This is a genomic window from Exiguobacterium sp. s80, from assembly GCF_018618725.1.
Classification (GTDB): domain Bacteria; phylum Bacillota; class Bacilli; order Exiguobacteriales; family Exiguobacteriaceae; genus Exiguobacterium_A; species Exiguobacterium_A oxidotolerans.
Map to the genome: position 1 here is coordinate 785,533 of NZ_JACSMP010000001.1, position 25,992 is coordinate 811,524.

A 25,992-nucleotide genomic window follows, 5' to 3' on the forward strand; every position below is an offset into this window, starting at 1 on the left:
GTCATATTGAGTGATAAAAGCATCTGTCCTTATTTAGAAGATGCCAAAAAAAGATGCGTCATCTAAACGTATTAAAGCGTATTCCGTCTCGACAAAACGGCATCTGTACGTAAAATCTTTAAGCTTCATCAATCTTTTTTCATTGAACGGATGAAGAAAAAACAGGAAGTGGTCACGATCATGATGCCGCAATACAAGAGAATCCATGTGATGGTGAAATGGAAGTAGAGCGAAAGTGAGATTAACGCATACGACAGCGGGACTAAGCCGTTCGACGCCGCATTCACTAAACTCATGACACGTCCCATCATCGGCTGTTGGCTCTTCGCTTGAATGGTCGTCAAGAGTAAGACGTTGATGACAGCGGACAGTAACCCCATTGTAAGCAACAGGACGACACCTTGAAAGACCGTTGAGATTTGACCCAGTGCGGCTAACCCGATTCCTAATCCGCCAATCAGTAGAAGCAGTAAGCGGATCGACTGACTTAAATAGCTAGTGCAACTTAAAAAAAAATCCAGGTTCGGTTAGTTTACGATACAAAAAAAGATTGCAGAGGAGAACCCTCTACAATCCACGCGTAAACATCTGTTGGTGATGATGCACGATCAATTCGGTCAATTCTTCAAGCGTCCCGCTGCAGGGGATGATTTCCGGCAAATGATAGAACGTACTCGTCGTCTCGAACCGGTCGTATGTCTGATCAACGCAATGGAGAAAAATCGGCTTGTCTTGTCCTAGGGCGATTCCGAGTTCGATATGGCTTCCTTTACCTGCCGGCAGCAAAATGATGACGCAGTCCGAGAGCGTGATGGCCTGCTTTTCAGCATGACCAATCGTTTGCAGTGCCGCTTTACTCGTCGCCCGTTCGTTTTGGGTCCAGTCGTACGTCAGCGTAAATCCGCGATCGATCAGTTTATCCCGTAATGTACGGACGTTCGTGATATTGGCAAAGCTTGATCCGATATAAAACTGCATCCGTCTGCTCCTTTCAGCATGGGTTGTCAAAAACATTTAATTCGCTTCCTTCACCTTCAAGATGACTTTCCCTTTCGCATGACCGGATTCTGAATAGGCGAGCGCCTCCTGTGCCGCTTCAAACGGATAGACGCGATCGATGACCGGTTTGATTTGCCCCGTCTCAATCCATTCCGTGATGTGCTGCAGTTGTCGTCCGCTCGGTTTCATGAACAAAAACGTGTATGTGACGCGGTATTTCCGCTCGAGAAAGGCCTCGCGGACCGTCAAGAGACGAAATAACATCGTTTTTAAAACCCCGGACCCGTACGCTTTGCCGAACCGACCATTCGGCAATCCGGAAATCGAGACGATTTGTCCACCGGGCCGGACGATTTTAAAGGCCCGTCTGAGCGTGTCGTCGCCAATCGTATCGTAGACGCCGTCGAAGTCATGTAAGACCTCATCGAAGGCGACGGTCCGGTAATCGATGATTTCGTCGGCACCGAGTGCTTTGACCAAATCATGGCCGGCAGGACTGGCGGTCGTCGCGACATACAGTCCCATCGCCTTCGCCAGTTGGATGGCGAACGTCCCGACACCGCCGGCACCGGCCTGGATCAAGATTTTTTGACCCGGTGTCGCTTGTAAGACGTCGTGGAGTGCCTGATAGGACGTCAAACCGACGAGCGGAATCGCCGCCGCCTCTTCGAACGATAACGCATCCGGTTTTCGTGCGACGAGGTCTTCATGAATGGCGATGAATTCCGCGAACGTCCCGATCCGCTGTTTTTCGGCCCGTCCGTAGACGGCGTCGCCGACTTGAAACTGTGTTACCGCGGAACCGACCCTCGTGACGATGCCGGCAAAATCGTTGCCGAGAATCAACGGGAACTGGAAGGGAATCAACAGTTTGACCTTGCCGTCCCGAATCTTAAAGTCAACCGGATTGATGCTCGCGGCATGAATTTCGACTAAGACATCATGTGCGGAGACAACGGGAAGAGGCTGTTCCGTTAGTTCGAGTGGTACGTTTCCATATTTTTCAATCGTCATTGCTTTCACCGAACATCCAGCCTCTCTGACAAGTCTTTTTAACCAGTGTATCACGCCTTCCGATAATGCTATACTGAAATTGGATAGGGAAAATATGGGATTAACCAATCGTGAAAGGTGGGGACGTGTTGAAGAAATGGGGAGCACGGTTATTACAAGAATGGATTCGCATACCCCGCTGGATGAAACGGACCGTTCCTTTAGCAATCACGCTCGTTCTCGTCTGGCAGCTTGTCAGGACGATGTTTGATTTTGATGTAGCGTCGGTTACGTTCAGTGATGTCATCATGTGTTTGATTGGTGCGGGTATCATCGTCTTTTTACCCAAATTTGATTCGAAACGATAGGGAGGTTACATCATGTCAAAGGAAGATGAACAGGAACAACCGCTAACAGGGGGAAACGTTTCTGCCGTCAGTCGCGCAGGCGACACGGTCCGGCGGGAACAAACGCCGGACAGCCCGCGGATTCACCGGCTGCTCGTGCACCTCGAGAAAAAAGAGTATCCGGCAAGTCCACGGTTTCTCGGAATCGATCTACAAAATCGGGAAATCCTGTCGTATCTTGACGGGGAGGCGGGAAACTATCCCCTCAAGGCCTACATGTGGTCGGAGGCCGTGTTAGAAGAGACGGCCCGGTTACTCCGTCAGTTTCATGATGCCACGGCAGACTTCGAAGTACCCGCGTCATGGGAGCCGCTCGACAATACGCCGCTGCCGTATGCAGTCATCTGTCACAATGATTTTGCCGTCTACAATGTCATTTTTAAGGACGAAAAACCGATCGGCGTCATCGACTTTGATTTAGCGGCACCCGGACCACGGATTTGGGACATCGCCTACACGTTGTATACGTTCGTCCCGCTCAGCCGCCATCATCACGATGGACACGGGCGACAAGTCGACTATGACCCCGTTACGGGACCAGACCGGATCAAACGGCGCATCGACATCTTTTTAGCGGCCTACGGGATGCCGGAATTAAAAACGCAATTGTTTGATACGTTACTGCTGCGGATTGAAGCCCTCCTGTTGACGATTCATCGGAAAGCAGCCGACGGGGAGGAGGCGTTTCAGCGGATGATTGAGGAGGGGCATGCGACGCATTATGAGCAAGAACTTGCCTTTATCAAGCAGCATGGCGTGACGTGGTTCGATTAAAAAGGAGCGATGGTGCAAATGAAGACGGAAACAGATATCGTCCAGATGTTTGAACGGGACCGGGAGACAAGAATACTTCTTGAGGCGGTCGCGACACTCGACTTACCGGACTGGTGGATTTGTGCCGGGTATGTCCGGGCAAAGGTTTGGGATGTTTTAGAGCAAAAGGAAGCGACAGCGGTGGCGGACATCGACGTCATCTATTTTGATACATCCGACACGACGGAAGCGACTGACCAAATGCTGGAAGCCCGACTGAACGAACAGTTGCCGGACTACCCCTGGTCCGTCAAAAATCAGGCACGGATGCATACCAAAAATGACTTACCGCCATACCGGTCGTCCCGCGACGCAATGGCACAGTTTCCGGAGACGGTGACGGCGATCGGTCTGACGCTACAAGCGGACCAGCTCGAATTTTTCACGGCCTACGGCGTTGGTGATCTGTTGCAACAACGGCTGCGGCCGACGCCGCTGTTCCAGGCGACGGCACGGCATTTGATTTACCGGCAACGGCTGACGGAAAAACAGTGGGGAAAGAACTGGCCGGGTGTCCATGAAGCGGAGAATGAATCAACTTGAGTGAAAAAAATTTAAATCGTTGAAACGAAATTCGTCGATTACGCGGTCTAATAGGTAGTGACAGACAGAAAGGGGAGAACGGGCGATGATCGGTCGGCGAAACAAGCGACAACCCGCGTTTGACGATGACACGTTTCTGATGTTTTTGACGCGTCATGATACCTATCTTTACAAGATGTCCTACCTGTACTTAAAAAATGACCAGGATGCACTCGAAAATGTGCAGGAAGTTGCCTATCGCGCCTGGAAACACCGCCATACGTTATTGGACGCGACGATCGCCAAAACCTGGTTGACGCGGATCGCGATCAATTGTGCGCTCGACATGCTAAAGAAAACCCAAGGAATCCGGGTCGATTATGCGACGGCGGCAACGGATGTCGCCGAACCAGTTATTTTCGAGGAGCGACTCGTCAATGATCTTTACTTGCAGGAGCTGCTCGAAGTGCTCACCGTAGCGGAACGGACGATCCTGTTTTTACGGTATTACGAGGACTACACACTGCAGCACGTCGCCGATCTCCTGCAAATACCGGTCAGAACGGTCAAAAGTACACTCTACCGGGCCATTCAAAAGGTTCAGGCCAAACAGGTGAAAGGGGGCGGGGCAAAATGAAAGAGCAGGTCAAACGCGCAGTGGATTCAATCGATGTGCCCCGCGGACAGGTTCGCAGTCATTTGCTCGCCGGCGTTCAGCAGGCACGCCGTCCGCGCTTCGTCGGACGTAAGACCGCGACAGGACTGGTTGCAGCAGCACTCCTGTTGGCGGTCGGTGGCGGCATGCTACTGGAAGAGACACCGCCTGCGGCAGAAATCGTTCGGACAGACGGTGCCGTCGTCGTCCCGAACTGGGCGCAGGACGAACAAGTGGAGGGCAGTTCGACCGCAGGCAGTATGCTCCCCGGGCTCGTCTATCAAAATGAGCTTTATCTTGCGATGGAGACACCGCTGACGGATGACGTCCGTGCCCTGCAAGGGAAGAGACTGGGGCGCGTGACGGCAACACTTGAGGAAACGGGTGATACTACCCCTGAAACACTGGAAAGTGGCTCGAACCTCGGACCGGTCACTTTGTATCGGGTCGACGGCTATAAGCCGTCCGTGCTCCTGTTCGCTGTAGGGGAGGAAGAAGGCATAAAAAAAGTCTGGCTACTCGAGCGCCAGACAGGCTTCGTGCTGAAAACAGGCAACGATTTTTTCCGGGATTTAAACCTCGACGCGCCGGTCAGACGCCTCGCCTATCAAACATTTGACCAGTGGAACGACGACGAAACGGCACAACCGATGACAGCGGACAATCGGTACCGGGCTTTCATTGATGCCTTGTACGAGGCCCGTGCGATGACACGCGAAGAAGTCCCGCCAGAAGTCACGGATTACAAAACAATGAAGGTCTTACGCGTGACGCAAGCGGACGGGATCACGGTGTCGCTGCGGCTGATTGCAGGCGGCTACGTCGTCTATCACCAACTGGGTGTCTTCTTTAAGGTCGACCCGGTCGTCTTCAAAGCGATGTGGGAGGCGTTGTGACGGTGGCATCGATCGTCTTTCGAAAACCATAAAACGGACGATAGCCGAGTTGTTCGTAAAACGAGTGGGAGGAAGCGCTCGCAAGAATCTCGAGCCGTGTCGCCGGATAGAGGGCGTGGACGTGTCCGAGCAAGGCTTGTCCGAGTCCCTGTCCGCGGGCACTGTCCGCGATCAACAGCTCACAGATGTAGAGCGTGATCGCCGTATCCGTCATGCCACGGATGTAGCCGGAAACGGTTCCGTCGATGACGACAACGTAAGCAACGTTAGACGCCGCAAAGGCGCGTTTTGTTTCGTCAGCACGGGCGACGAGATTACTCCAGCCTTCAGCCACATTCAACCGTTGAATCGCCTCGAAATCGTGGTCCGCGTAGGGGCGGATTTGGTATTGCAGTTCTGACATGGTAAAAACTCCTTTTTGTTAGTCGTTCTGAAGCAATGTGCCTAATTCGGACCAGTCGTCGATCCAGTCCGTACACGGGGGCCGACGCGTGGAGCCGTTTCTTTTCCAAATCACGTTCATCCCGACTTGCTGCGCACCGTAGACGTCGTTTACGGGATGGTCGCCGATGTAGACGGTCGCATGTGCGTCAAGGGCACACTTTTCTAAAAAGTAGTTAAAAATAAGCGGGTCCGGCTTTTTGATTCCAATGTCTTCCGAAATGAGGATGTGATTGAAATAATGTACAATCCCTAAAGCTTCTAAATTGGCGCGCTGGAAGTCAGATGCGCCGTTTGAAATGAGGCCAATCAGATAACCTTGTTTATTTAAGTTGTTTAACATGACCGTCGTATCAGGATACGCGAGGCAATGGTCTGGAAAAAAAACGAGGTAATCGTCGAATAATTGACGCCACGTTACCGTCGTGATCTCGAACTCTTGAAGTAATTGTTGATAGACAACATCTTTTGAAACGTAACCATCGTGATCTAATGTGATGAAGCGACGCGAATAGTCCGGCAGTGAAACAGGTTGTAAGTCGTTTAAAAAACGCTGGTATTGTCCCGTGATGAATCTTTGTAAGGACAACTGACGATTCAGAAGGGTACCGTCTAAATCAAAGATAACAGCTTGAATATTTTTAATTTCAATTACCGCTATTCCTATAATAAAATCAAAACATAATTTCATTATAATGGAAAAATGATGACTATAGGAAAAAATGTTTATACTGTAGAAAACGGAGGATATACATGTCCCATTTCGATACGAAAACGCCGGGACGACCACTCGTCATTCTGCCCGGTCTTGGCTGCACCTATCATGAATGGTATCCAGTCATTGAATCATTAAAACAAACATTTCGCGTGATTTCATTTCACCGCCATGAACTGATGAACACAACTCAAACCGGAACAGTTGCGGTCGCTTTGCAATTGCAGGAATTACTGAAAACTTTAGACGTCACGGAGCCGGTCCTGCTTGTCGGACACTCTTACGGTGGGCTGTGTGCCCAACAGATGGCGCATGATTACCCGGAAACCGTCCGTGGACTCGTTCTCGTCGACTCGACATCCGTTCGCTTACGGCAACTCGATTCCTTGACGTTACCGGTCCTCGATGAACTGTCGACGGATCAGGTCTGGCTTGACAAGTGCCGAAGTTACGCGGAAATGACACGTCACGCCTTATGCGAGGCCATTCGACCAGAACTGACACACGAGCAACGGCAGTTACCGGTAAGCGTCCAACGAGAGCTGCTCGATTTCCAAACCGATCCGTTGCTGTACGGCGAAATGGCCACCGCCATCGAACAGTGGCAGAACGACGCTGTTACGTTGGAACGGCGCGGTCGACTCGCTGATCTTCCACTTATTGTGCTCGGACGCGACAAGGAACTGGCCGTGAACAGCGGAATCGAAGAGGGGTTGCCGGAAGCGGAGCTACGCTTGCTTGAGGACACATGGAAACGATTGATTTGCGAACAGGCCGACTTATCGACTCAAAGCGAACTACTTTTTGTGGAGCAGGCAAGTCATGCGATTCATCTGGACCGACCGGACGCCGTCCTTGATGCCGTCCGCCGAATCGATGAACGCGCGAACGATTAAACTAAAAGGAGCGAAGACATATGGGATCGCGGATCATGCATTATTGTATTGCGTCATTGCTCGCGGACAAGCTGAAACCGGAGCCCCGGAGTGATTTTCTGTTAGGCGGGATTGCACCGGATATCCACGGTCTGATGGGCGTGCCGAAAGGGAAAACCCACTTCAAGGACCTGGATGAGAACGGGAAGAACCGGATTAACCTGGACCGCTTTTTGCATACATATGAAACACGATTAGCGGAACCGTTTTACCTCGGTTACCTCTGTCATTTGATATCCGATCAGGTATGGTTAGCGTTTTACCTCGAGAAGGTCGCGTACGTCTCACGCGAGCAATGGCAGGCGGATTTAGAAAAATCTTACAGGGATTTCAACCGTTTAAATGGTCGGATTATTAAATTATATGAACTCAAACTCTCTCCGCTAACGGTTCCTTTGTTTGAAATCGAAGGCTATGATCAGACTTATCTGCCTACTTTAATTGACGAGTTGGCATTGGATTTTCAACTTGATGCCTCATTAGAAACCGAGAAGCTGGAATTTTATAAAAATCACAATCAAGAAATTACTAGCTACATCAATCAAGCTGTAAACAGTTGTTTAAAAATCCTTTCGAATCAAGTTGGTATTACCATCAATCAGCATTTTCCTAGTTTCTTTCATTCAAAAAGCATAAACTCAAAAAGGGAATGATAGAAAGGAGATTAAGATGGTGAATCAAAACAAGAAGCACTTTTATTGTAATGTTGAACTTTCTTTAGATGTCATGGGCGGTAAATGGAAGCCTTTGATTATTTATCATATCGGCGGAGCAAAAATCCTCCGGTTCGGCGAATTGAAACGAAAAATACCGAATGTGAATGAACGTGTCCTTTCAAGACAACTAAAAGAGCTGGTAGATGCGGGGCTTGTAAAAAGAACAGTATATGACGAATTGCCATTGAAAGTCGAATATGCGTTAGAGGACTTGGGACAAGCATTACTGCCGATTTTGAAAGAGTTGGGCACTTGGGGAAAAACCTACCACGAAACGTATGAGTATGGTGAAATTTCTTTTAGCGAGGAATACGAGTAAAAAACATAAAAACGTGAACTGTGCGCCTTTTACTAAGGGGTGAACGGTTCACGTTTTTTGTACTTTAATGTCCGTACGGATAAAAATGTCAGTACTTGTTTGCCGATTTTCCGGGATATATACTGACGAAGTACTTTACACATTAAACATACAAAGGACGTGGCAATATGACATTGATCAACACATTACAAACACGCTACTCTACAAAAGAGTTTGATCAGGAAAAAAAAATTTCACAAGAAGATATGGCAACAATTAAATCACTCCTTCAACTAGCACCTTCGTCAACAAATGTCCAACCGTGGCACTTTGTCATCGCATCAAGTGAAGCAGGGAAAGAACGGATTGCAAAGGCGGCACAAGGCTTTTTCGGATTCAACGAATCAAAAATCACCGGTGCAGCAGCTGTCGTGATCTTTGCCGCGAAAAGCGACATTTCGGACGAATATTTACTTCATCTGACGGAAAAAGAAGATGCGGATGGCCGGTTTGCTAAAGAAGAATTTAAGCAGGCAAATCATGGGGGGCGAAAAATTTTCGTTGATTTACACAAATACGACTTTAAAGATCTTCAACACTGGACGGAAAAGCAGGTGTACTTGAACTTAGGGTCGTTCCTTCTCGGCGTCGCGGATTTAGGAATCGATGCTGTCCCAATGGAAGGACTAGACATGAAAGTATTAGATGAAGAATTTAACTTACGCGAGCAAGGCTTCACTTCAAGTGTCGTCGTTTCATTAGGCTATCGGGCTGCTTCTGATTTTAATGCATCCTTGCCAAAATCGCGACTCGAGCAATCTGAAATCATCGAAGAATTCTGATGAATATCCTAATCACCGGTGCTACAGACGGAATCGGACTTGAGACAGCAAAGATGCTAGCCGAACAAGGTCATACGATATTGTTACATGGACGGAACAAAAAGAAATTAACCGCTGTGTGTAAAACTTTAAAAAACTCGACAATCGTACCTTTTGTAGCAGATTTGTCTAGGTTAATCGAGGTTAAGCGATTGGCGGAGCAACTCTCTCATGAGGTTTCCAGAATCGATGTGCTCATTAACAATGCCGGCGTCTACGGTGCACCCGAAACGGTTACTGCTGAAGGTTTAGACATTCGGTTTGCCGTAAATACAATTGCTCCTTATATGCTGACAAAAGCGCTTCTGCCATTGATGTCTTTAAGTAGTCGCGTCATTAACGTTTCGTCAGCAGCTCAACAAGAAGTAGAGGTCGATGCCCTTCTCGGAAAAAAAGTATTGCCTAACGGGGATGCATACGCTCAAAGCAAGTTAGCACTTACAATGTGGACCATCGAAATGGCGAAACAGCAAGCACCTGCCTTTATCGCAATTAACCCTAAATCACTATTAGGAAGTAAAATGGTCAAGTCTGCATTTGGCATTGAAGGTCATGATGTGAAAATTGGCGCAAAAATTTTAGTGGACGCCGCACTTTCAGACGAGTTCAAAAATGCTTCCGGAAAATATTACGATAACGATAGTTGCCAGTTCGTAAATCCGCATCAAGATGCATCCAGTCAGGTCAAACGTGCAAGGCTTGTTCAGATTTTAGAGAAATTGATTCGTTCAGACGGTGCTCCTGAGCATGACGAAATCAGTCGGTAAGACGAAGCACCTTTCATTCGCTTATATAAAAAATCCGTACATCTTCCGCGTTTTAAAGTGTGGAAGATGTACGGATTTTTTTTGTTGATTTATCAATGTACATGGCAGCATCAGCTTGCATGATGAGCTGCTCGACATCTTGTGCCATTCCGTTCGCGAAGCCCGAAGCGAGAGCGATATGCATCTTGTCCATTTCAGCATGAATGCCTGCTCTTAGTGTTTCGATTTCTTCAAGCGTCAAGTGTGATTCGATAATGGCAAACTCGTCACCGCCAATGCGGTAAACATTTTGGCTATGCTGCTTTAGAGCGAACGCGGTCAATTTGAGCAATTCATCTCCGGCAGCATGACCGTGATGATCATTTTGAATCTTTAAGTCGTTTAAATCAAATAATAAGATAGCGAGTGGAACGTTTTGACACGGCATAAGTTCCGATATCATATTATCAAATTGATAACGGTTATAAAGTCCTGTCAAAGCATCGGTCCTGCACCGTTTCTCTAATTCATTTTTTTCAGTTATCGCTTGTTCAACATTACGTATGATTCCTTGGATTGCGACAAGTTCATCATTTTCATAAATCGGAGTTGTATACTCCTCAAACCAGACATATCGTCCATCATTCGTCCGCCACCGTTGTAAAAAGGCGGTATCATAATTTCCCGTACCTGATATCTTTGCAATCAAAATATCAAAGTCATCCGGATGAATACGGTCAAAACAGACAGCCGGATCGGCGTAGCTCGCGTCGACGACGCCATCACCAATATGTTCATCAAGCGACGGGCTGATGTACCGAAAGCGTTGGATTGGTTTCACTTCGTAAACATAAATAACATCTTTCGTATGATGTCCGATCAGTTCAACTGATAATTGAGAAGCTTCATCGGGTTTTTGAAGTTTGGTAAAGATTAATGCCATGATAATACCAATACTCATTCCTAAAACAAGCATGCGGATTCACCTTCTTGTATTCTATATAACCTATATAATACCATGTTTTTTGAATTATTTCACTTTTTTACACGACGATTTTTTAGGTTTCCGTTCTGCTTCCATCCAGAACTGTAATTCCTTTTTTGAACCGGATGAATTGTTCCTGTCTTTTTCGGGTATCGAGTGGATAGGAACTACTTGCAATATACGAGGAATTGAACGGGTTGCGATCTGCTTTAAACAAGAAGCTGCTTCATCCTTTCCGCGTGCATCTACGGACGATCGACTGTCCGAGTTGCAGACAACACTTAAAGGAGAGAATGAAATGGGACATGACCACGGGCACGACCATGCACACACTGGAAACAAACGTGTATTATTGATTGCTTTTTCCATCATCACACTATTTATGATCGTTGAAGTGATTGGCGGATACTTGACGAATAGTTTGGCACTTCTCGCTGACGCCGGACATATGTTAAGTGACTCGGCGTCACTCGCGATTTCGCTCGTCGCGTTTAAGCTCGGGGAACGGGCAGCGAGCGGCAGTAAGACATTCGGTTACAGACGTTTCGAAATCCTGGCTGCCGTCATCAACGGTGTCGCTTTAATCGCGATTTCGCTCTATATCTTTTATGAAGCGATTCGTCGTTTTACAGAGCCGACGTCGATTGCCTCGACAGGGATGCTGATCGTCAGTGTCATCGGTCTTCTCGTCAATCTGCTTGTCGCTTGGATCATGCTACGCGGAGGCGACGTCAAAGAAAACCTGAACATGAAAGGTGCCTATCTCCATGTCTTGAGTGACACACTCGGCTCGATTGGTGCGATTGCAGCAGCCTTGCTCATCATGTTTTTCGGTTGGAACTGGGCCGATCCGCTCGCAAGTATCATCGTAGCGCTGCTCGTCTTACGAAGTGGTTACTTCGTGACGAAATCAGCCGTCAATATTTTGATGGAAGGTGTCCCTGAGAACGTCAATCTCGAAGAAATCACCGCGACGATTCAAGGGACAGAGGGTGTCAACGACGTCCATGACTTACATGTCTGGGCGATCACGAGTGGATTGAATGCCCTGTCGTGTCACGTCGTCACGGACGGGGACATGTCGATTGCTGAAGGGGAGGCGTTACTTCAGGAAATCAAGCATAAGCTTGAAGATCAACATATCCATCATGCGACGATTCAAATCGAGACTGCGAATCACGAGCATAGTGATGCCTTACTTTGTGAACTCGAGGGGCGTGCCGCACCTCATTCGCATCACCATTAATTAAATGGATCAACATCATGCATCGTTCACGACAGCTGTCCTTTTGTTTTAAAGGAGTTGATTAAATAATGGATCATCATTATTCGCCAAGTGAATTTAAAGATAAGATGTATGCCGATTTAAAAGTAACACCGAGCGACTCCGTTATTCTCATGTGTTCAATCTTCATTGCCTCAATCGGTCTGAACATGAACTCCATTCCAATCATCATCGGCGCGATGCTCGTCTCGCCGTTGATGACCCCTATTTTAGGTGTCGGATTTGCATTATCCGTATCCGATTTAACACTCCTCAAACGTGCGACGAAATTATTGATTGTCCAAGTGTCCGTCAGTCTGATTGTGGCAACGTTATACTTTTCCATTTCACCCATCACGTATGCAAGTAATGAGATCATTGCAAGAACGTCACCGACGATTTGGGATGTGGTGATTGCGTTTGCCGGCGGGACGGCAGGCATCATCGGTGCGCGAAAAAAAGTCAGCAATAACATCGTCCCCGGTGTCGCGATTGCGACCGCTTTAATGCCGCCTCTTTGTACGGTCGGCTATTCGATTGCGACGATGAATTTGGACTATTTTTTAGGATCGAGTTATTTATTCGTCATCAATTGCGGCTTCATCACGATTGCGACGTTCATCGGTATTCGGTTCATGGGCATTGCTTCTGCAGTGAATGCTAATAAACGTCAAAACCCTCGCATTAACATTGCACTTGCCGTCCTGTCCATCCTGATTACGATCCCCAGTATTTTTTCTGCCGTGACATTAGTCCAGGAAAGTGTCATCAGTACCGGGATCACGTCGTTAATCGATGAGCAGTTCGCGGAAAACGTGGTGATTGACCAGTCCTATGATGAACAAAAAGAACAATTGACGGTGACGGTCACCGGGAAACGCCTGTCTCAAGAAGAGGTGACGGCAATCGAATCGAGCTTACCGGACTATGGATTAGCGGATACAGACTTGGTAATCAATCAGGTCCCGGACATCAACGCCTTGACGGGCGAACAAGCAGCAGCCGTCCTGAACCGTTATCTCGAAGAACGGTTGCGTCAATCCAGCTGGTTCAGCAACCGGTCATTCAATCTTGATGAACTTCCATTCCAATTAAAGGACTGATTCGATGATTGCCTTTTTCATATTGATGCGAAACATGTTTCATGTCGTCCGAATCCTGTTTCGCCAAGAAGAACAGAAAGCGGTCATGTTTTCCGTCGTCTTCTTACTCGCGGTCGGAATGTTCTTCTATCATAGCGTCGAAAAATTGACGTATCTCGATTCCGTCTACTTAGCGGTCATGACATTGACGACGGTCGGCTATGGTGACGTTCATCCGATCACGCCACTCGGAAAAATCTTTTCGATGGTCTACGTGTTGCTTGGCATCGGGGTCCTCAGTGCCGTCATTGCCAACTTCAATCGGGCGTTAAAAGAATTTCATCAAACGAAACGGAAGCCGAAATGAGGTCTAAAGGAGGAGGGGAATGATGTGAAGTTCAATCTGGTTTTTATCTTCTACAGTTGCTTACTCGGGATTCTCGTCGGTGTAGTCGCGTCACTTTTTTTAGGCGTCGTCAACGCATTGATTCATCTCGTGTGGACGACATTACCGGAAACGTTTGACAGCACCTGGTACCCGCTTTGGATGGGAGCGACGGGTGGGGTGTTGATTGGACTGTTCCAGAAATACATCGGGGATTATCCGAAGACGATGCACGAAACGTTACATGAATTTCAAGAAACCGGACGGGTTACGTATGAAGGGGCGATTATCAAAAACAGTAGCGCGGCATTACTTGTCTTGACGTTCGGGGCAAGTCTTGGTCCGGAAGCGGCGCTCGTCAGTATTTTGGGAGGATTGATGACGTGGATCGGCGACCGGATGACGTGGACGATTCATAAAAAGGAACAATTGCTTGAACTCGGGATCGGGGCGATGTTAGCGACGATATTTTATGCACCATTCGTCGGTGTCAGTGAAGCGATCGAAGAGGGAATCGCAGAACGTCGTTTTCAATCAAAACTGACGAAAGCCCTCTTGTACGGGATTACGACAGCGTGCGGGATTTTAGCGTTTACGTTGTTGAACCGCCTCTTCCCGAGTGCTTCCGTATTCGGTATCAGTACCCCCGAAGTCAATTGGACGCGGGAAGTCCTTTACTTCATAGTCCCGGCAATCCTCATCGGGGCAGGTTTCGGAGCAGTGTTTCTTCTTCTTGGTCGATGGACGGACCAGCTTGCAATCAAATATCCATCACCGCTCGGACTCGCGATCAGCGCCGGACTCGCCATCGGTTTGTTTGGTATCTGGTCACCGTATTTTTTATTTTCCGGTGAACATGAACTATTAGACTTCTCAAAAGAAGCGCTCGATCAATCCATTCTCTTTTTAGTCTTGCTTGCGCTCGGAAAAGCTTTGCTGACGAATATCTGTTTTTCATTCGGATGGCGGGGCGGGAAAATCTTTCCGGCGATTTTCTCGAGTACCTCCATCGGCTTCGCGTTTGCTGTCTTGTTTCCGTATACACCCGGGTTACTCGTCGCCGTCGCCGTTGCTGCGAGCTGTACCGTCATTTTGAAACAACCTTTCGTCACGGCGACGTTGTTATTATTTTTGTTCCCACTTCAATTCTTCCCGTTCATCTTATTCGTCGCAATCTTGATTAAACAAATCTCGATTCGAATCGAAGGAAGTATCAAGTAAACGTCAGACGAGTCATGCGGTCCTTGATTTCTTCAATCAATCTCTTTTCCTGCTCCAGCAACGAATCACGAGCACAGAAAGCACGACGAACACGACCATCCAGGAGACGTGTTTCATGGCAAATGTGGCAACGAGATCCCAGCGTTCCTTTAGATAGTAACCGCTCGTCATGAAAAGCAAGGACCAGACCGTAAAGGACAGTGCCGTTGAAAGTAAAAATGTCGTCAAGCGAATCCGGACCGTCCCGGCACCAAACGCAAAAACCGTTTTCCAGAGCGGGGGCAAGAGCAGGTACCAGCCACCATACTGGCGTAAGTTGTGTTCGGCGCGTTGCAAGCGGTCCGGACGTACGTGAAGCCACTTCGTCAGCACGCGTAGCAGCCGTTCACCGCCGAAGTAGCCGAGACCATACAAAACGAGTTGCGACAGGACGAATCCGATGACGCCCGTCGCGAGCATCACGACGTAGGACAGCTGATTCGTCGCTACTAAAAAGCCGGCATAACTCATGATCAGTTCGGTCGGGATAAAGTGGGCGAACAGGGCGAGAAAGACACCGAGATACCCATAATGGTCCATCCAGATTTGCCAGTTTGTCATGTCATTTCTCCTTTCGAAGTCGTGTAGCGGCAGCCCGCACCAGAAGTTTACCGAATCGTTACACGCCCTTCATAAATGAAACGGTCGACATCTCCGATAGACTCGACGAGGAGATGATACGCCATGAGACCTAGAAAAAGAAAACGATTGCTGAGTGAACAATTGAACGGGTGGTTAATTCCGTTAGTCGGAATCAGCTTACTGACGATTAGTTTACTGAGCGTCTATGAAGTATATCAGACATCGACGAAGTCAGTGACGGAACGGCTCGAACGGGAGTTGACGATGCTCGATACAAGCGTCAAAGCGATTGCGCTGACCTATCCGGAAGCGAATAAAGCGCGGGATCAAGCGGTGAAACGGACGAAAAATCAACAGTTGGCGGATCTTGCGCAAGATGATTATGAAGCTGCGTTCGAAACGTTCCGTACGAAAGATCAGGTTTTCCCGGCAATTGCATTAACGAACACCGAGCAAACCACCGTCCGGCGCGACTTAAACACGAAAACCGTCACGACGGTAACACATGGAGACCGGTTCATCCTGGCAAAAGCGATTCAGGAACTCGATACGATCGTCTTCTTATCGGTCGACCGGGATCAACTGATCGGTCCGGCCAAGGCACTGGCATTCGAACTCGGGACCTTAAGCCTCGCGGTCCTATTTTTCGTCAGTCTGCTGATCCGCTTCCGGATTAAACAACAGCTGGCCCCGTTATCCGTCCTCTCGCTGAAGATTGAAGAGGCCCACGCGAAACGGAACTATCGGCCGCTTTCACTTAAGACCACCACGTTTGAAGTCGAACAGTTAGTGTTCCAGTACAATCAATTGATGAACCAAATCACAAGCTTGACGGATGAACTGGGCAACACGAGTAACCAGCTCAAACGGATGCAACCGGAATTCATGACTCAGCTATCGGCAACCGAGGAGTCGGTGACCGCCATCTCAGAAGTCGCCACTTCCTTGACCACCCATTCACGGGAAGTGGAATCTGTCGTCGAAGAAACGGATCAACTCCTGCACACCTCCTCGTTAGCGTTAGAACGGATGAATCAATCACTACAAGAGAGTCAACGGACGCTCGTCCAGTTCCAGTCGGAGATCGCACAGGAAGAAACCATTCTTGATGCGTTGAAAATCAGAACGCAGACGTTACATACGTCGTCCGACGTCGTCTTGCGGTCACTACACAGCACACGTGAGAAAAATGATTCGATGAACCACTCCATTCAGCAGATTCAACGCGTCGCTGAGGCGACACGACGGTTATCGCTTAATGCCTTGATAGAAGCCTCGCGCGCCGGTGAAGCGGGGCGTGGTTTCGCAATCGTCGCAAAAGAAGTCGAACTGCTATCGCTTGACGTGACGCACTTGATTCGGAGCATCAATCAAGCCAACGACGAATTGACAGCGAGTGTCACGACGATGGAAGGCGATTTAAGCCAGATGACGACCCACATCAATGACACGTTCCAACAGTTAGGTCAAGCGACGGACGGGATGACCCAGCTATTTTCCGGTTCATCCCGGATTGAAGAAGCATTACGACACGTCGAGCTGGAACGCCATGCGGTCAATACGGTGAATCCAGCAGTCGCCTCGCACCTCAAGACCATCCAGCACACCTTACTGACGTTACAAACGTACGGCAAGACGCTGGGTGATCAAATGAATGTGAACATCGCGCGGCAGGAACAGTTAAAACGTCATGGAGATACGATGCATCAACAGGTCCAACTCCTTGAACGAGCGATTGATGCAAGTGACCACACCTTGACTAGACGGTAAACAAAAAACCAAGACACACTCCAACGTAAGCACGGAGTAACTCTTGGTTTATCTCTGTTTCACGTCACAGCGTCAAGCAGCCGCGAAAGCCACGACTCGCATAATAGGAATCCGCTCCATTGTGATAAACGAATACCGTATCATACCGGCGATCGCAATAAAGCGCACCACCTTGGTCACGAATCGATGATGGCGTTGCAATCCAACTTGATGTTTTGAGGTCCATCGGTTCGAGTGCTTGCAGCATTCGGTATTGCGCTTCTGTCAATAAGCTGACCCCCATCTCCGTTGCCAGTTCGAGCGCACTCGTCGCAGGTGGATTTTTTTTACGTTTCTCGCGGGCAGCCTGGTCATAACAGCAACTGCGGCGACCCGTCGGACTTTCCTTGACGCAATCAAAAAAGGTTAAGTCATCGGGTGCGTCCGGGTCCGTGACGAGATCCGGTTCACCACCGGTCTGTTCCATTCGTTTGAGAACCGCTAAGGCATCAGGCTGTTGCTGTAAGCGTCTTTCGACATTAGCCCAGTCGACATTCGGGTGCCGGTGCATCTGTTCCTTGAAGCGGGTTTCGAGTTGTTTCAGTAATGTCTGTTCTTCTTCCGTTGCAGTCATGGGTAATACCTCCATTCTTCATCTACTACTCGTTACAGTCAGTATACCCACTTTCACTGTAAGATATGAAAAATCCGTGTTTCCTGTCACTTCGGAAGGAAACACGGATTTGATTAACAGCTCTCTAGTCATTGCTCCAAATAGCGGTAGAGCGTACTTTTGCTAATCCCCGTTTCCTGACGGATTTCAGCGAGGTTGTACTGTTTGCTTTGATACATTTCGATTGCCCGTTTGACATTGGCATCTGCTTTACGCGGGCGGCCCGTCTGTTTCCCGTCCGCCTTCGCTTTCGTCAACCCTTGTCGTGTCGTCATACTGACGACATCGCTTTGCAGGGCGACAAGATGTTCGACGAGTTCTCGAAACGAGTGCGTGAGCGGTTCGCGGGTATCGATTTGTTCCCGGATCGTCACGAGGTATGCTTGCTTTTGTTCGATTTGTTCAAGCAATTCAATCAAATGGCGCGATGAGTCAGCCAAGACATAAAGTTGCGAGACGACAACCACATCCCCCGTCGCCAGTGAAGCGATTAACTGTTCGAGCGCTTCCCGTCGTTTGGACGAAGCGTGTTCTTCGATGACTTGGCGTTCGGGTTTGAAGGCTTGAACGGCTTCCATTTGAAGGATACATTCCGGATCTTCATAAAACGGACGCATATAACTGATAATCATAAAATTCTCCTCACATCGTACACTAGTCGTAAAATCAATCGTCCCAAAACAGTTCCATTATGATACTTTAAGTGGTACGCTTAACGGACATTCAACGAAACCACCCATTCGGGTCATCCTTAGTATACGGGAAACCCTGTAGGGGTGAAAGGAAAGGTGGAACGAAATTGATGAATTTGACACTCCGGGAACAGTGGTTCTCAAACATCCGCGGTGATATTTTAGCGGGAATCGTCGTCGCCCTCGCATTGATTCCGGAAGCGATCGCCTTCTCGATCATTGCCGGTGTCGATCCGATGGTTGGCTTGTATGCCTCGTTCTGTATCGCCGTCATCATCGCTTTCGTCGGCGGACGTCCGGGAATGATATCGGCAGCGACCGGTGCGATGGCACTCCTGATGGTCCCGCTCGTCAAGGAACACGGACTGGATTATCTATTAGCGGCAACGATTTTAACCGGTGTCATTCAACTCGTATTCGGTATCTTGAAGGTTGCCCGCTTCATGCGGTTCATCCCGAGAGCCGTCATGATTGGTTTCGTCAACGCACTGGCAATCTTGATTTTTATGGCACAAGTCCCGCACTTCGTCGGGATTTCAACGTTGACGTATGTCATTGTCGGCATCACACTCGCCATCATCTATTTGTTGCCGCGCTTGTTCAACGCGGTTCCGGCACCGCTCGTTGCCATCATCGTCTTGACGGGACTGACGATTTACTTCGGCTTCGACTTACGGACGGTCGGAGATCTTGGAACGATTGAGCGGTCATTGCCATCGTTCTTCTTACCGGACGTCCCGCTCACATTCGAGACGCTCGGCATCATCTTCCCGTACGCACTCGCCTTGTCGATCGTCGGATTGCTCGAATCGTTGCTGACAGCAACGATTGTCGACGACATGACGGGAACGGAGAGCGAAAAGAACCGCGAAGCACGGGGGCAGGGGATCGCGAACTTCGTCACCGGTTTTTTCGGAGGGATGGCTGGATGTGCGATGATCGGACAATCCGTCATCAACGTTAAATCCGGGGGACGTGGTCGACTTTCGACGCTCGTCGCGGGACTGTTCTTAATGTTCTTAATCATCGTCCTCGGCAACTGGGTCATTCAAATTCCGATGCCGGTTCTTGTCGGGATTATGATCATGGTTTCAATCGGAACATTTGATTGGTCGTCCTTCACCTATATCCGAAAGGCGCCGAAAGCCGATGCAATCGTTATGTTGACGACGGTCATCACGGTCGTCGCAACACATGATTTATCAATCGGAGTCATCACTGGAGTCATCTTGAGCGCCTTGTTCTTTGTCGCGAAAGTCTCAAAAATCAACGTCGTCAAACGACAGGAGAAGGATCAGACGATTTATACCGTCCAGGGACCACTCTTCTTCGCTTCCGTCGATCACTTCATCGCATCTTTTGATTATGAGGTCCACGATACTGTGATCATCATTGATTTCTCATCGACACAAATCTGGGATGATTCAGGAGTCGGTGCCATCGACAAGGTAATGTTACGCTTGATGTCGAATCAGAATAGTATCACGATCCTTGGATTGAATCCGGAAAGTAAACGTCTCGTCGATCGCTTGGCGATTCATAACCGACCGGATTCGAAGTCCTCACCCCATTAACCTGAAGGAGTGATTTGTATGTACAATCATATTCTATTAGCCGTCGACGGTTCTGACCATTCTGTCCGTGCAGCGGAAGAGGCGATTAAACTCGCACGCTTGAACGAATCGAGCAAGATTGAGGTCGTCTTCGTCGCGGACTTCGCGAAAGCACGCGAAGAAGTCTTGCATTCGGAGGGGAGCGGAGCGCTAGAAGTCGCACGGCGACGAAAGCTCGGACCGGTCGAAGAAAAGCTCGAAGCGGCAGGGGTGTCCTATTACGTTACAATCCTCCGCGGGGAACCGGGGCCGGCCATTGTCGAGCATGCGAATCAACAGCCGACGGATATGACGATCATCGGTAGCCGCGGGTTGAACTCGCTTCAGGAAATGGTCCTCGGCAGCGTCAGCCATAAAGTCGCGAAACGCGTTAAAAGCCCCGTCATGATCGTCAAATGACCGGACGAGGGGATATTCTCTATACAAAAAACAGACCACTTTGTTGCCGTTGCACACAAAGTGGTCTGTTTTTTGATTTTAAAGGCGCATGCCCGGAGACAGTTTGACGACGCGGTAAAGTATGAAGGCACCGACCAACAGAATCGGATACGTCGTCTCGATGTGTTTGACGAATACAATGAGAATCGGGACGGCAATCAATAGGCCGAGCAGGACATAACTGATTTTGAGTAATCTGCGCTCTTGTTGCCGCAACACGGGGAACCAACCTTCAAACAGCAGCAAAAGCAGTTGTCCGCCGTCGAGCATGATCAGCGGAAGACAGTTCGTCAATCCGAGAAAGAGACTCGTCGCAGCGAGTAACTGAAGCAGGACCGTCACGGTGTAAGGACCGTCCGGCAAAAGAGACGGCAGACTATCAAACAGGAAGTGAACCGGATACGTGACCCACGGTGTTATCAGGTGATACCACCCGGCCACTAGAGATTGTGCCGGATTCATGATTTGCAGGACCGAGAGACAAGCAAGCGGGACGAGGACGATGCTCATGATTAGTCCCGAAGCGACAAAGACGATCCGTCTACCGCGAGTGACAGCAGCGTCAGCCGGTAAGACATAACCTCCGAGTAACAGCAAACAAAGCTGGTAGGTGACTCCACGGTATGTCGCCCGCGCGAGAACGGGACCGAACCCAACTGACAGGGTGCGGACCTGTATCCGGACGAGCTTGGCACCTGCGACGTGTCCGAGTTCATGGAGGAGCGTCGCCAGCAAAAAAGTCCCCAATAATACGAAATACGACATGATCTGCTCCTTTTAACGCGTTAATTGTTCTTGAAAGATGAGACGAAACTTCGGACGAACGTCGATTTCGATGGTTTGGACGACTTCGTCTTGTTCCAAGGTCAGTAAAATCCGTGCAGCCTCCCGGTCGTCTTGAATGATTTCAAATGACGAAAGGGCCTCTAAGTACATACTCGACAGCAGTCGACCGTCGGAACGCTGATTGACTTGAAGGAAAAACTGACCGCTTGCCGGTGTCAGGCGAACGATGAACTGTTCGACGGCATTTTGAAAGCGGTACGTCGATTCGTCGTAATAGAAGAGTGGAACCGGTTCACCCGGGTTTACTGAAAATAAGGACAACAGGTCTAGTTCTTCAGGAAACGACTTCACGAAAATCCACTCTTTTGGTAAAATGAACTGACTTTCATATCATACAGTATTTTACAAAAGAGGGTACAGTGAAATTGGAAGCAATCGTAACAAAGGAGGACAACACGTGGGATACATAACAGAATTAAGAAAATTCATCGGCAGTCGACCGATCATCAGCGTCGGTGCGACAATCCTCGTCATCAATGAACAAGGACAACTTTTGTTCCAACACCGTTCCGATACAAACGATTGGGGATTACCGGGCGGCTCGATGGAACTCGGGGAAACATTAGAAGAAGTCGCAATCCGGGAATTATATGAAGAAACGGGACTTGTGACGGACAAGGTCAAACTCATTGGTGTCTTTTCCGGACCACGCTACCAGTTCACATATCCGAACGGAGACGAGACGGATAGTGTGATCAACCTGTTCCACGCGCACGAAGTCACGGGGACATTACAAATCAATGATGACGAAAGTTTTGACTTGGCATACTTCAGTCAAGATGCGCTCCCGGAAAAAATCGAAAAACGGGCACATGCCTTACTGGAGGAGTTAGGTACCACGATTTGGGCATTACGTAACTCCTTTGAAGTAAAGAATTAAACCAAGCATGACAGAAAAAGCGCCCGACGTCCTTTTGAACAGGACATCGGGCGTTATCTGTTACTTCGAGACAACTGAAATGCGCTCTTTATCATGGCGATTGTGTTCGACCTCATCCGCAATGGCGACGGCATAATCGGCGTAACTGATGTAACTGTCACCTGCTGCATTAACGGTCAAGACGTCTGAAGCGAGTTGGTACGTTCCTGTCCGTTCACCTTCCGGATCGAAGAAGGCTGCCGGACTGACGAACGTCCAATGTAAATCGGTCGTCTGTTCCAAATCAATCAGGTTAAGCGTCTGACTTTTCGCCGTCGGAAGGTATGCTTCCGGGAAATCCGGTGTATCTGCCAAACGTGTCGTTTGTTCCTGGTCGACGAACAGGCTGCCGGCGCCACCGACGACGATTAAACGCGTTGCCGTTCCGGACAATGCCTCCATCAAATGGCGACCGAGTTCGACGTGCTGCAGTTCATCTCCAGGCGCCGCGCCAAAGGCATTGATGACGACATCGAATCCCGACAGGTCGTCCTTCGTCAATGCAAACGCGTCTTTTTCGAGGACAGCATCGTGCGTCGTCCGGGTTACATTTCGGACAATGGCCGTCAAGGCATGACCTCTTTCTGCTAATTCTTTTAAAATGGTTCGTCCTGCTTTCCCACTTGCACCGATGATCGCAACTTTCATCTAACATCTCCTCCTTTTAAGTTTATGTAGCATGATACTTGTAATCATTTTAGTTACAAAAATTTATTCTGTCAAGGAAATTGACAAAAAAACATCCCCTCACTAAACTGAAGATATTGGTGGTGAAAACAATGATCAATAGTCGACTAGCGGTCGCAGTGCATATACTCGCTTTAATCAGTTCAAGTGAAGAACAACCGATGTCTTCCGAAATCATTGCCGGGAGTGTCAATACGAACCCTGTCGTCATCCGTCGCCTGACCGGTCTCCTGCGAAAAGCAGGACTGCTCAAGACACAGGCGGGACGGACCGGTGCAATCCTGACACTAAAGCCGGAAGACATCACATTGCTGATGGTCTATCGTGCTGTTGAGCCGAAAGAAGACTTATTCATGATGCATGAGTCCCCGAATCCGAATTGTCCGATCGGCCGCGAGATTCAAGGCGCGCTCGAGACGACGTTCAGCCGGGCTCAACAGGCGTTAGAAGCAGAACTCGCAGCAGAAACGTTAGCTGATGTCGTCCATCGTCTCATTCCGAGATGATGGTGGTCGTGTCTAGATTTGTAAACGGATTCAAAGGAGGATAAACGATGCGCTTAGTCAGTTACTCTGCTGTGAGTGTCCTTTTATCGTTTTTATGTTTTACGGGTTATGCGCTGTTAAACAACTTAGAAAATGAATTTCTTTATCAATTTGGAACGTTTGCCGTGACACTTTTTTCATTTTTGTTCGGGATTCCCATGTTATGGATTGCCGGGCGGTACCCTTTACCGTTACGTCTCCTGATTTATCTGACGACGTTGACCTTCGCCATTCTCTTGTTTATCGGTGGTTATCAAGCGTTTGGTCAATCATCCATCGATATCCAACTGAACGTGCTCGGAATCGTTCGCTTTGCCGTCATCGCCTGTCTGTTTTATGTGATTCCGTATGAAGTCTGTGCAAAACGGGTTAAACGTCCCTCTGTCTCGACGTAAAACGATCTTTTTTTAAAGGTCGTTTTTGTTTTGCAGGAATTTCCAAATATATCACGAATTCCATTCAGGACAAGATGAATTTAAGGAGGAAATCAGATGAAGGATACATTTCAGTGTCAGGACATCGGTAAATCATTTTCAGGGGACGGTATCGAAACGAAGGCACTTGACGCCGTCAATCTGACGCTCGACGCAGGTGATTTCATCTCAATCATCGGACCGTCTGGATCAGGAAAATCGACATTGCTTAGTCTGATCGGGACACTCGACCGTCCGACGACGGGGCAACTGCTGTACGGTGACCAACCGATCAATCAGTTGAAGAGCAAAGAACTGTCTGATTTCCGGTTCGAGAACGTCGGATTTATCTTCCAACAGTTTCATTTGATTCCGACGTTGACGGCACTTGAAAATGTGATGGCTCCATTGTTCGGACGCAAAGTTTCCTATGATAAGAAGGAGCGGGCACTTGCCTTACTCGACCAAGTCGGTCTTGCAGAAAAAGCCAGCTCGTTGCCGTCCCAGCTCTCCGGCGGACAACAGCAGCGTGTCGCCGTCGCCCGGGCACTCGTCCATGAGCCGAAGTGGCTCCTCGCGGATGAACCGACGGGGAACCTCGATACGGAAACCGGGGAAATCATCTTTCAACTTTTAAAACGGTTGAACGCTGAAAAAGGATGTGGCGTCTTATTTGTCACCCATGACCCGGAGCTTGCTGACCGCGCCAATCGAAAAATCGAGATGAAGGACGGACTCGTCATCGCGGACTCGCGACTCGTCACGGTCTGACGGAGCACCGATTTTGTTTTCGGACGGCTGACCCTTTACACTTATCAGTAAAGGAGGCGACGCACGATGCGACTTGGCATACTCGATCAAGTCCCGCTCCACGAAGGGGATACGATCGAACACACGATGATGCGAACAAAACGACTCGTCGAAGCAGCAGAACAGCTTGGTTATGAGCGCTACTGGTTCGCCGAACACCATAATACGAATGGTTTACTTAGCGCGGCGCCTGAATTATTCATTGCCCGGATGGGGAGTGAGACAAAAACGATTAAGCTCGGGACAGGCGGCGTCCTGTTGCCGCAGTACCGCCCATTAAAAGTCGCGGAAAACTTTTCGACGCTCGAAGCCTTTTATCCGGGACGGATCGAACTCGGAATCGGCAGTTCACCAGGCGGGAGCGAGCGGACACGAAGTGCCTTGACGGACGGGGAAGCGAATAAGTATTCTGAGTTCCCACGCTTGATGGATGAATTGTCCGGTTTTTTAACTGATTCGTTGTCCGCAAAGCATCCGTTTCGGATCGTCAAGTCGACGCCGCGCCTCACGCAAACGGCTCCCCTCTATTTGCTCGGTCTGTCACCGAACAGTGCAAGGCTCGCGGCAGAGCGGGGGATGGGGCTTGTCTTCGGTCATTTCATCAATCCGGACCGCTGGGAAGAGACATTACGGACATACCGCGAGCAGTTCATTCCGAGTGCGCAGTTCAAGGAGCCGACGGTCATCGTCTGTGTGTTTGCGATCTGTGCCGAAACGACAACAGAAGCAGAACAGTTGGCGACGACACAAGATGCTTGGATTCAAGGGATCCGGCTCGGAAACTCGATCGTCCCGTCGTTTGATACCGTCGGGACGAAGGACTGGAACCCGGAACAATTAAAACGGATCCAACATGACCGGCGCCGGACTATCGTCGGGACGGCGACGGAAGTCGAAGCAGCACTCGAACAGTTGGCAACCCGGTACGGGACGAATCAATTTTTGTTAATCAACAATGCTTACGACCAAGACAAACGGCTCGAATCGTACCGGTTGATCGCCGAACAGATGATACAGCACTAAAAAACGGCC

At 49.0% G+C, this 25,992-nt stretch carries 34 protein-coding genes; 22 read left to right on the top strand and 12 right to left on the bottom strand.

Going from position 1 to position 25,992, the window contains the following annotated elements; genetic code table 11:
• Window positions 1-128 precede the first annotated feature (128 nt).
• From KNP94_RS04180 to KNP94_RS04190, 3 genes are all read right to left on the bottom strand, one after another.
• The gene (locus KNP94_RS04180) at window positions 129-389 is read right to left on the bottom strand and encodes an MFS transporter (protein WP_214766065.1); all 261 of its coding nucleotides are present in this window, start codon (window positions 387-389) and stop codon (window positions 129-131) included.
• A gap of 178 nt (window positions 390-567) precedes the next feature.
• Window positions 568-978, bottom strand: coding sequence for a nucleoside 2-deoxyribosyltransferase (locus KNP94_RS04185; protein WP_215115310.1), 411 nt, complete (start codon window positions 976-978; stop codon window positions 568-570).
• Between the two features lie 36 nt (window positions 979-1,014).
• A complete protein-coding gene (locus KNP94_RS04190) occupies window positions 1,015-2,022 on the bottom strand; it encodes an NADP-dependent oxidoreductase (protein WP_215115311.1) in 1,008 nt (335 codons plus the stop codon).
• A 119-nt stretch (window positions 2,023-2,141) separates the two neighbouring features.
• On the opposite strand from KNP94_RS04190, the gene KNP94_RS04195 reads away from it, so the two are divergent.
• From KNP94_RS04195 to KNP94_RS04215, 5 genes are all read left to right on the top strand, one after another.
• A complete protein-coding gene (locus KNP94_RS04195; protein ID WP_215115312.1) occupies window positions 2,142-2,360 on the top strand; it encodes a hypothetical protein in 219 nt (72 codons plus the stop codon).
• Window positions 2,361-2,372: 12 nt separating this feature from the next.
• Window positions 2,373-3,173 carry a phosphotransferase enzyme family protein gene (locus KNP94_RS04200; protein ID WP_215115313.1) on the top strand — a complete coding sequence of 267 codons (801 nt, stop codon included), beginning with the start codon at window positions 2,373-2,375 and terminating at the stop codon, window positions 3,171-3,173.
• A gap of 18 nt (window positions 3,174-3,191) precedes the next feature.
• Window positions 3,192-3,755, top strand: coding sequence for a nucleotidyltransferase family protein (locus KNP94_RS04205; RefSeq protein ID WP_215115314.1), 564 nt, complete (start codon window positions 3,192-3,194; stop codon window positions 3,753-3,755).
• 85 nt (window positions 3,756-3,840) lie between these two features.
• Window positions 3,841-4,371 carry an RNA polymerase sigma factor gene (locus KNP94_RS04210; protein WP_215115315.1) on the top strand — a complete coding sequence of 177 codons (531 nt, stop codon included), beginning with the start codon at window positions 3,841-3,843 and terminating at the stop codon, window positions 4,369-4,371.
• On the top strand, window positions 4,368-5,285 hold the full coding sequence (locus KNP94_RS04215; protein WP_214766075.1) for a hypothetical protein: 918 nt from the start codon (window positions 4,368-4,370) through the stop codon (window positions 5,283-5,285). Before KNP94_RS04210 ends, KNP94_RS04215 begins: the two co-directional genes overlap by 4 nt.
• Here KNP94_RS04215 and KNP94_RS04220 read toward each other — a convergent pair.
• Window positions 5,260-5,688 (bottom strand): GNAT family N-acetyltransferase, encoded by a 429-nt coding sequence (locus KNP94_RS04220; protein WP_215115316.1) that lies wholly within the window; start codon window positions 5,686-5,688, stop codon window positions 5,260-5,262. The genes KNP94_RS04215 and KNP94_RS04220 overlap by 26 nt on opposite strands.
• 18 nt (window positions 5,689-5,706) lie before the next feature.
• Window positions 5,707-6,417 (bottom strand): HAD family hydrolase, encoded by a 711-nt coding sequence (locus KNP94_RS04225; RefSeq protein ID WP_256442561.1) that lies wholly within the window; start codon window positions 6,415-6,417, stop codon window positions 5,707-5,709.
• Window positions 6,418-6,479: 62 nt separating this feature from the next.
• Between KNP94_RS04225 and KNP94_RS04230 the strand changes: the two genes are divergently transcribed.
• The 5 genes from KNP94_RS04230 to KNP94_RS04250 all read left to right on the top strand — a co-directional run bounded on the left by KNP94_RS04230 (window position 6,480) and on the right by KNP94_RS04250 (window position 10,038).
• Window positions 6,480-7,337, top strand: a complete 858-nt coding sequence (locus KNP94_RS04230; RefSeq protein WP_214766081.1) for an alpha/beta fold hydrolase — start codon at window positions 6,480-6,482, stop codon at window positions 7,335-7,337.
• Window positions 7,338-7,357: 20 nt separating this feature from the next.
• Entirely contained in the window at window positions 7,358-8,029 is a 672-nt protein-coding gene (locus KNP94_RS04235; RefSeq protein WP_214766083.1) for a zinc dependent phospholipase C family protein, read from the top strand.
• 19 nt (window positions 8,030-8,048) lie between these two features.
• The gene (locus KNP94_RS04240; RefSeq protein ID WP_239456891.1) at window positions 8,049-8,411 is read left to right on the top strand and encodes a winged helix-turn-helix transcriptional regulator; all 363 of its coding nucleotides are present in this window, start codon (window positions 8,049-8,051) and stop codon (window positions 8,409-8,411) included.
• 167 nt (window positions 8,412-8,578) lie between these two features.
• Window positions 8,579-9,232 (top strand): oxygen-insensitive NAD(P)H nitroreductase, encoded by a 654-nt coding sequence (gene nfsB / locus KNP94_RS04245; RefSeq protein ID WP_215115318.1) that lies wholly within the window; start codon window positions 8,579-8,581, stop codon window positions 9,230-9,232.
• Window positions 9,232-10,038, top strand: a complete 807-nt coding sequence (locus KNP94_RS04250; RefSeq protein ID WP_214766087.1) for an SDR family NAD(P)-dependent oxidoreductase — start codon at window positions 9,232-9,234, stop codon at window positions 10,036-10,038. The genes nfsB and KNP94_RS04250 overlap by 1 nt, the downstream gene beginning before the upstream one ends.
• A 52-nt stretch (window positions 10,039-10,090) precedes the next feature.
• On the opposite strand, the gene KNP94_RS04255 is transcribed toward KNP94_RS04250, so the two are convergent.
• The gene (locus tag KNP94_RS04255) at window positions 10,091-10,993 is read right to left on the bottom strand and encodes a sensor domain-containing diguanylate cyclase (RefSeq protein WP_214769126.1); all 903 of its coding nucleotides are present in this window, start codon (window positions 10,991-10,993) and stop codon (window positions 10,091-10,093) included.
• Between the two features lie 307 nt (window positions 10,994-11,300).
• On the opposite strand from KNP94_RS04255, the gene KNP94_RS04260 reads away from it, so the two are divergent.
• The 4 genes from KNP94_RS04260 (at window position 11,301) to KNP94_RS04275 (ending at window position 14,954) form a co-directional block, all read left to right on the top strand.
• Window positions 11,301-12,248, top strand: a complete 948-nt coding sequence (locus KNP94_RS04260; protein WP_088837128.1) for a cation diffusion facilitator family transporter — start codon at window positions 11,301-11,303, stop codon at window positions 12,246-12,248.
• A 68-nt stretch (window positions 12,249-12,316) separates the two neighbouring features.
• Window positions 12,317-13,369, top strand: coding sequence for a DUF389 domain-containing protein (locus KNP94_RS04265; RefSeq protein ID WP_204251449.1), 1,053 nt, complete (start codon window positions 12,317-12,319; stop codon window positions 13,367-13,369).
• 4 nt (window positions 13,370-13,373) lie between these two features.
• Window positions 13,374-13,715, top strand: a complete 342-nt coding sequence (locus KNP94_RS04270) for a potassium channel family protein (protein WP_088837130.1) — start codon at window positions 13,374-13,376, stop codon at window positions 13,713-13,715.
• 24 nt (window positions 13,716-13,739) lie between these two features.
• On the top strand, window positions 13,740-14,954 hold the full coding sequence (locus KNP94_RS04275; RefSeq protein ID WP_215115319.1) for a chloride channel protein: 1,215 nt from the start codon (window positions 13,740-13,742) through the stop codon (window positions 14,952-14,954).
• Window positions 14,955-14,990: 36 nt separating this feature from the next.
• Here the strand turns inward: KNP94_RS04275 and KNP94_RS04280 are convergent, their stop codons facing one another.
• A complete protein-coding gene (locus tag KNP94_RS04280) occupies window positions 14,991-15,554 on the bottom strand; it encodes a DedA family protein (RefSeq protein WP_215115320.1) in 564 nt (187 codons plus the stop codon).
• Window positions 15,555-15,677: 123 nt separating this feature from the next.
• Here KNP94_RS04280 and KNP94_RS04285 point away from each other — a divergent pair, with 123 nt between their 5' ends.
• On the top strand, window positions 15,678-17,345 hold the full coding sequence (locus KNP94_RS04285; protein ID WP_215115321.1) for a methyl-accepting chemotaxis protein: 1,668 nt from the start codon (window positions 15,678-15,680) through the stop codon (window positions 17,343-17,345).
• 64 nt (window positions 17,346-17,409) lie between these two features.
• Here KNP94_RS04285 and KNP94_RS04290 read toward each other — a convergent pair whose 3' ends face one another.
• Window positions 17,410-17,958, bottom strand: coding sequence for a DUF4256 domain-containing protein (locus KNP94_RS04290; RefSeq protein WP_215115322.1), 549 nt, complete (start codon window positions 17,956-17,958; stop codon window positions 17,410-17,412).
• A 128-nt stretch (window positions 17,959-18,086) separates the two neighbouring features.
• A complete protein-coding gene (locus tag KNP94_RS04295) occupies window positions 18,087-18,629 on the bottom strand; it encodes a recombinase family protein (RefSeq protein ID WP_088837135.1) in 543 nt (180 codons plus the stop codon).
• A 170-nt stretch (window positions 18,630-18,799) separates the two neighbouring features.
• Here KNP94_RS04295 and KNP94_RS04300 point away from each other — a divergent pair, with 170 nt between their 5' ends.
• Both KNP94_RS04300 and KNP94_RS04305 read left to right on the top strand, forming a co-directional pair.
• Window positions 18,800-20,263 carry a SulP family inorganic anion transporter gene (locus tag KNP94_RS04300; RefSeq protein WP_215115323.1) on the top strand — a complete coding sequence of 488 codons (1,464 nt, stop codon included), beginning with the start codon at window positions 18,800-18,802 and terminating at the stop codon, window positions 20,261-20,263.
• A gap of 18 nt (window positions 20,264-20,281) precedes the next feature.
• Window positions 20,282-20,701 carry a universal stress protein gene (locus KNP94_RS04305; RefSeq protein WP_029330103.1) on the top strand — a complete coding sequence of 140 codons (420 nt, stop codon included), beginning with the start codon at window positions 20,282-20,284 and terminating at the stop codon, window positions 20,699-20,701.
• 78 nt (window positions 20,702-20,779) lie between these two features.
• Here the strand turns inward: KNP94_RS04305 and KNP94_RS04310 are convergent, their stop codons facing one another.
• Window positions 20,780-21,505, bottom strand: a complete 726-nt coding sequence (locus KNP94_RS04310; RefSeq protein WP_215115324.1) for a site-2 protease family protein — start codon at window positions 21,503-21,505, stop codon at window positions 20,780-20,782.
• A 12-nt stretch (window positions 21,506-21,517) separates the two neighbouring features.
• Window positions 21,518-21,877, bottom strand: a complete 360-nt coding sequence (locus KNP94_RS04315; protein WP_215115325.1) for a hypothetical protein — start codon at window positions 21,875-21,877, stop codon at window positions 21,518-21,520.
• Between the two features lie 106 nt (window positions 21,878-21,983).
• Here KNP94_RS04315 and KNP94_RS04320 point away from each other — a divergent pair, with 106 nt between their 5' ends.
• Window positions 21,984-22,466 (top strand): NUDIX hydrolase, encoded by a 483-nt coding sequence (locus tag KNP94_RS04320; protein ID WP_088837140.1) that lies wholly within the window; start codon window positions 21,984-21,986, stop codon window positions 22,464-22,466.
• A gap of 60 nt (window positions 22,467-22,526) precedes the next feature.
• Here the strand turns inward: KNP94_RS04320 and KNP94_RS04325 are convergent, their stop codons facing one another.
• Window positions 22,527-23,153, bottom strand: a complete 627-nt coding sequence (locus KNP94_RS04325; RefSeq protein ID WP_215115326.1) for an NAD(P)-dependent oxidoreductase — start codon at window positions 23,151-23,153, stop codon at window positions 22,527-22,529.
• Window positions 23,154-23,284: 131 nt separating this feature from the next.
• Here KNP94_RS04325 and KNP94_RS04330 point away from each other — a divergent pair, with 131 nt between their 5' ends.
• The 4 genes from KNP94_RS04330 to KNP94_RS04345 all read left to right on the top strand — a co-directional run bounded on the left by KNP94_RS04330 (window position 23,285) and on the right by KNP94_RS04345 (window position 25,983).
• Window positions 23,285-23,698, top strand: coding sequence for an Rrf2 family transcriptional regulator (locus KNP94_RS04330; RefSeq protein WP_088837142.1), 414 nt, complete (start codon window positions 23,285-23,287; stop codon window positions 23,696-23,698).
• A gap of 47 nt (window positions 23,699-23,745) precedes the next feature.
• Entirely contained in the window at window positions 23,746-24,132 is a 387-nt protein-coding gene (locus KNP94_RS04335) for a hypothetical protein (protein ID WP_088837143.1), read from the top strand.
• 96 nt (window positions 24,133-24,228) lie between these two features.
• Window positions 24,229-24,921 (top strand): ABC transporter ATP-binding protein, encoded by a 693-nt coding sequence (locus KNP94_RS04340; RefSeq protein WP_214801698.1) that lies wholly within the window; start codon window positions 24,229-24,231, stop codon window positions 24,919-24,921.
• 66 nt (window positions 24,922-24,987) lie between these two features.
• On the top strand, window positions 24,988-25,983 hold the full coding sequence (locus KNP94_RS04345) for an LLM class flavin-dependent oxidoreductase (RefSeq protein WP_214804576.1): 996 nt from the start codon (window positions 24,988-24,990) through the stop codon (window positions 25,981-25,983).
• Window positions 25,984-25,992: the final 9 nt, after the last annotated feature.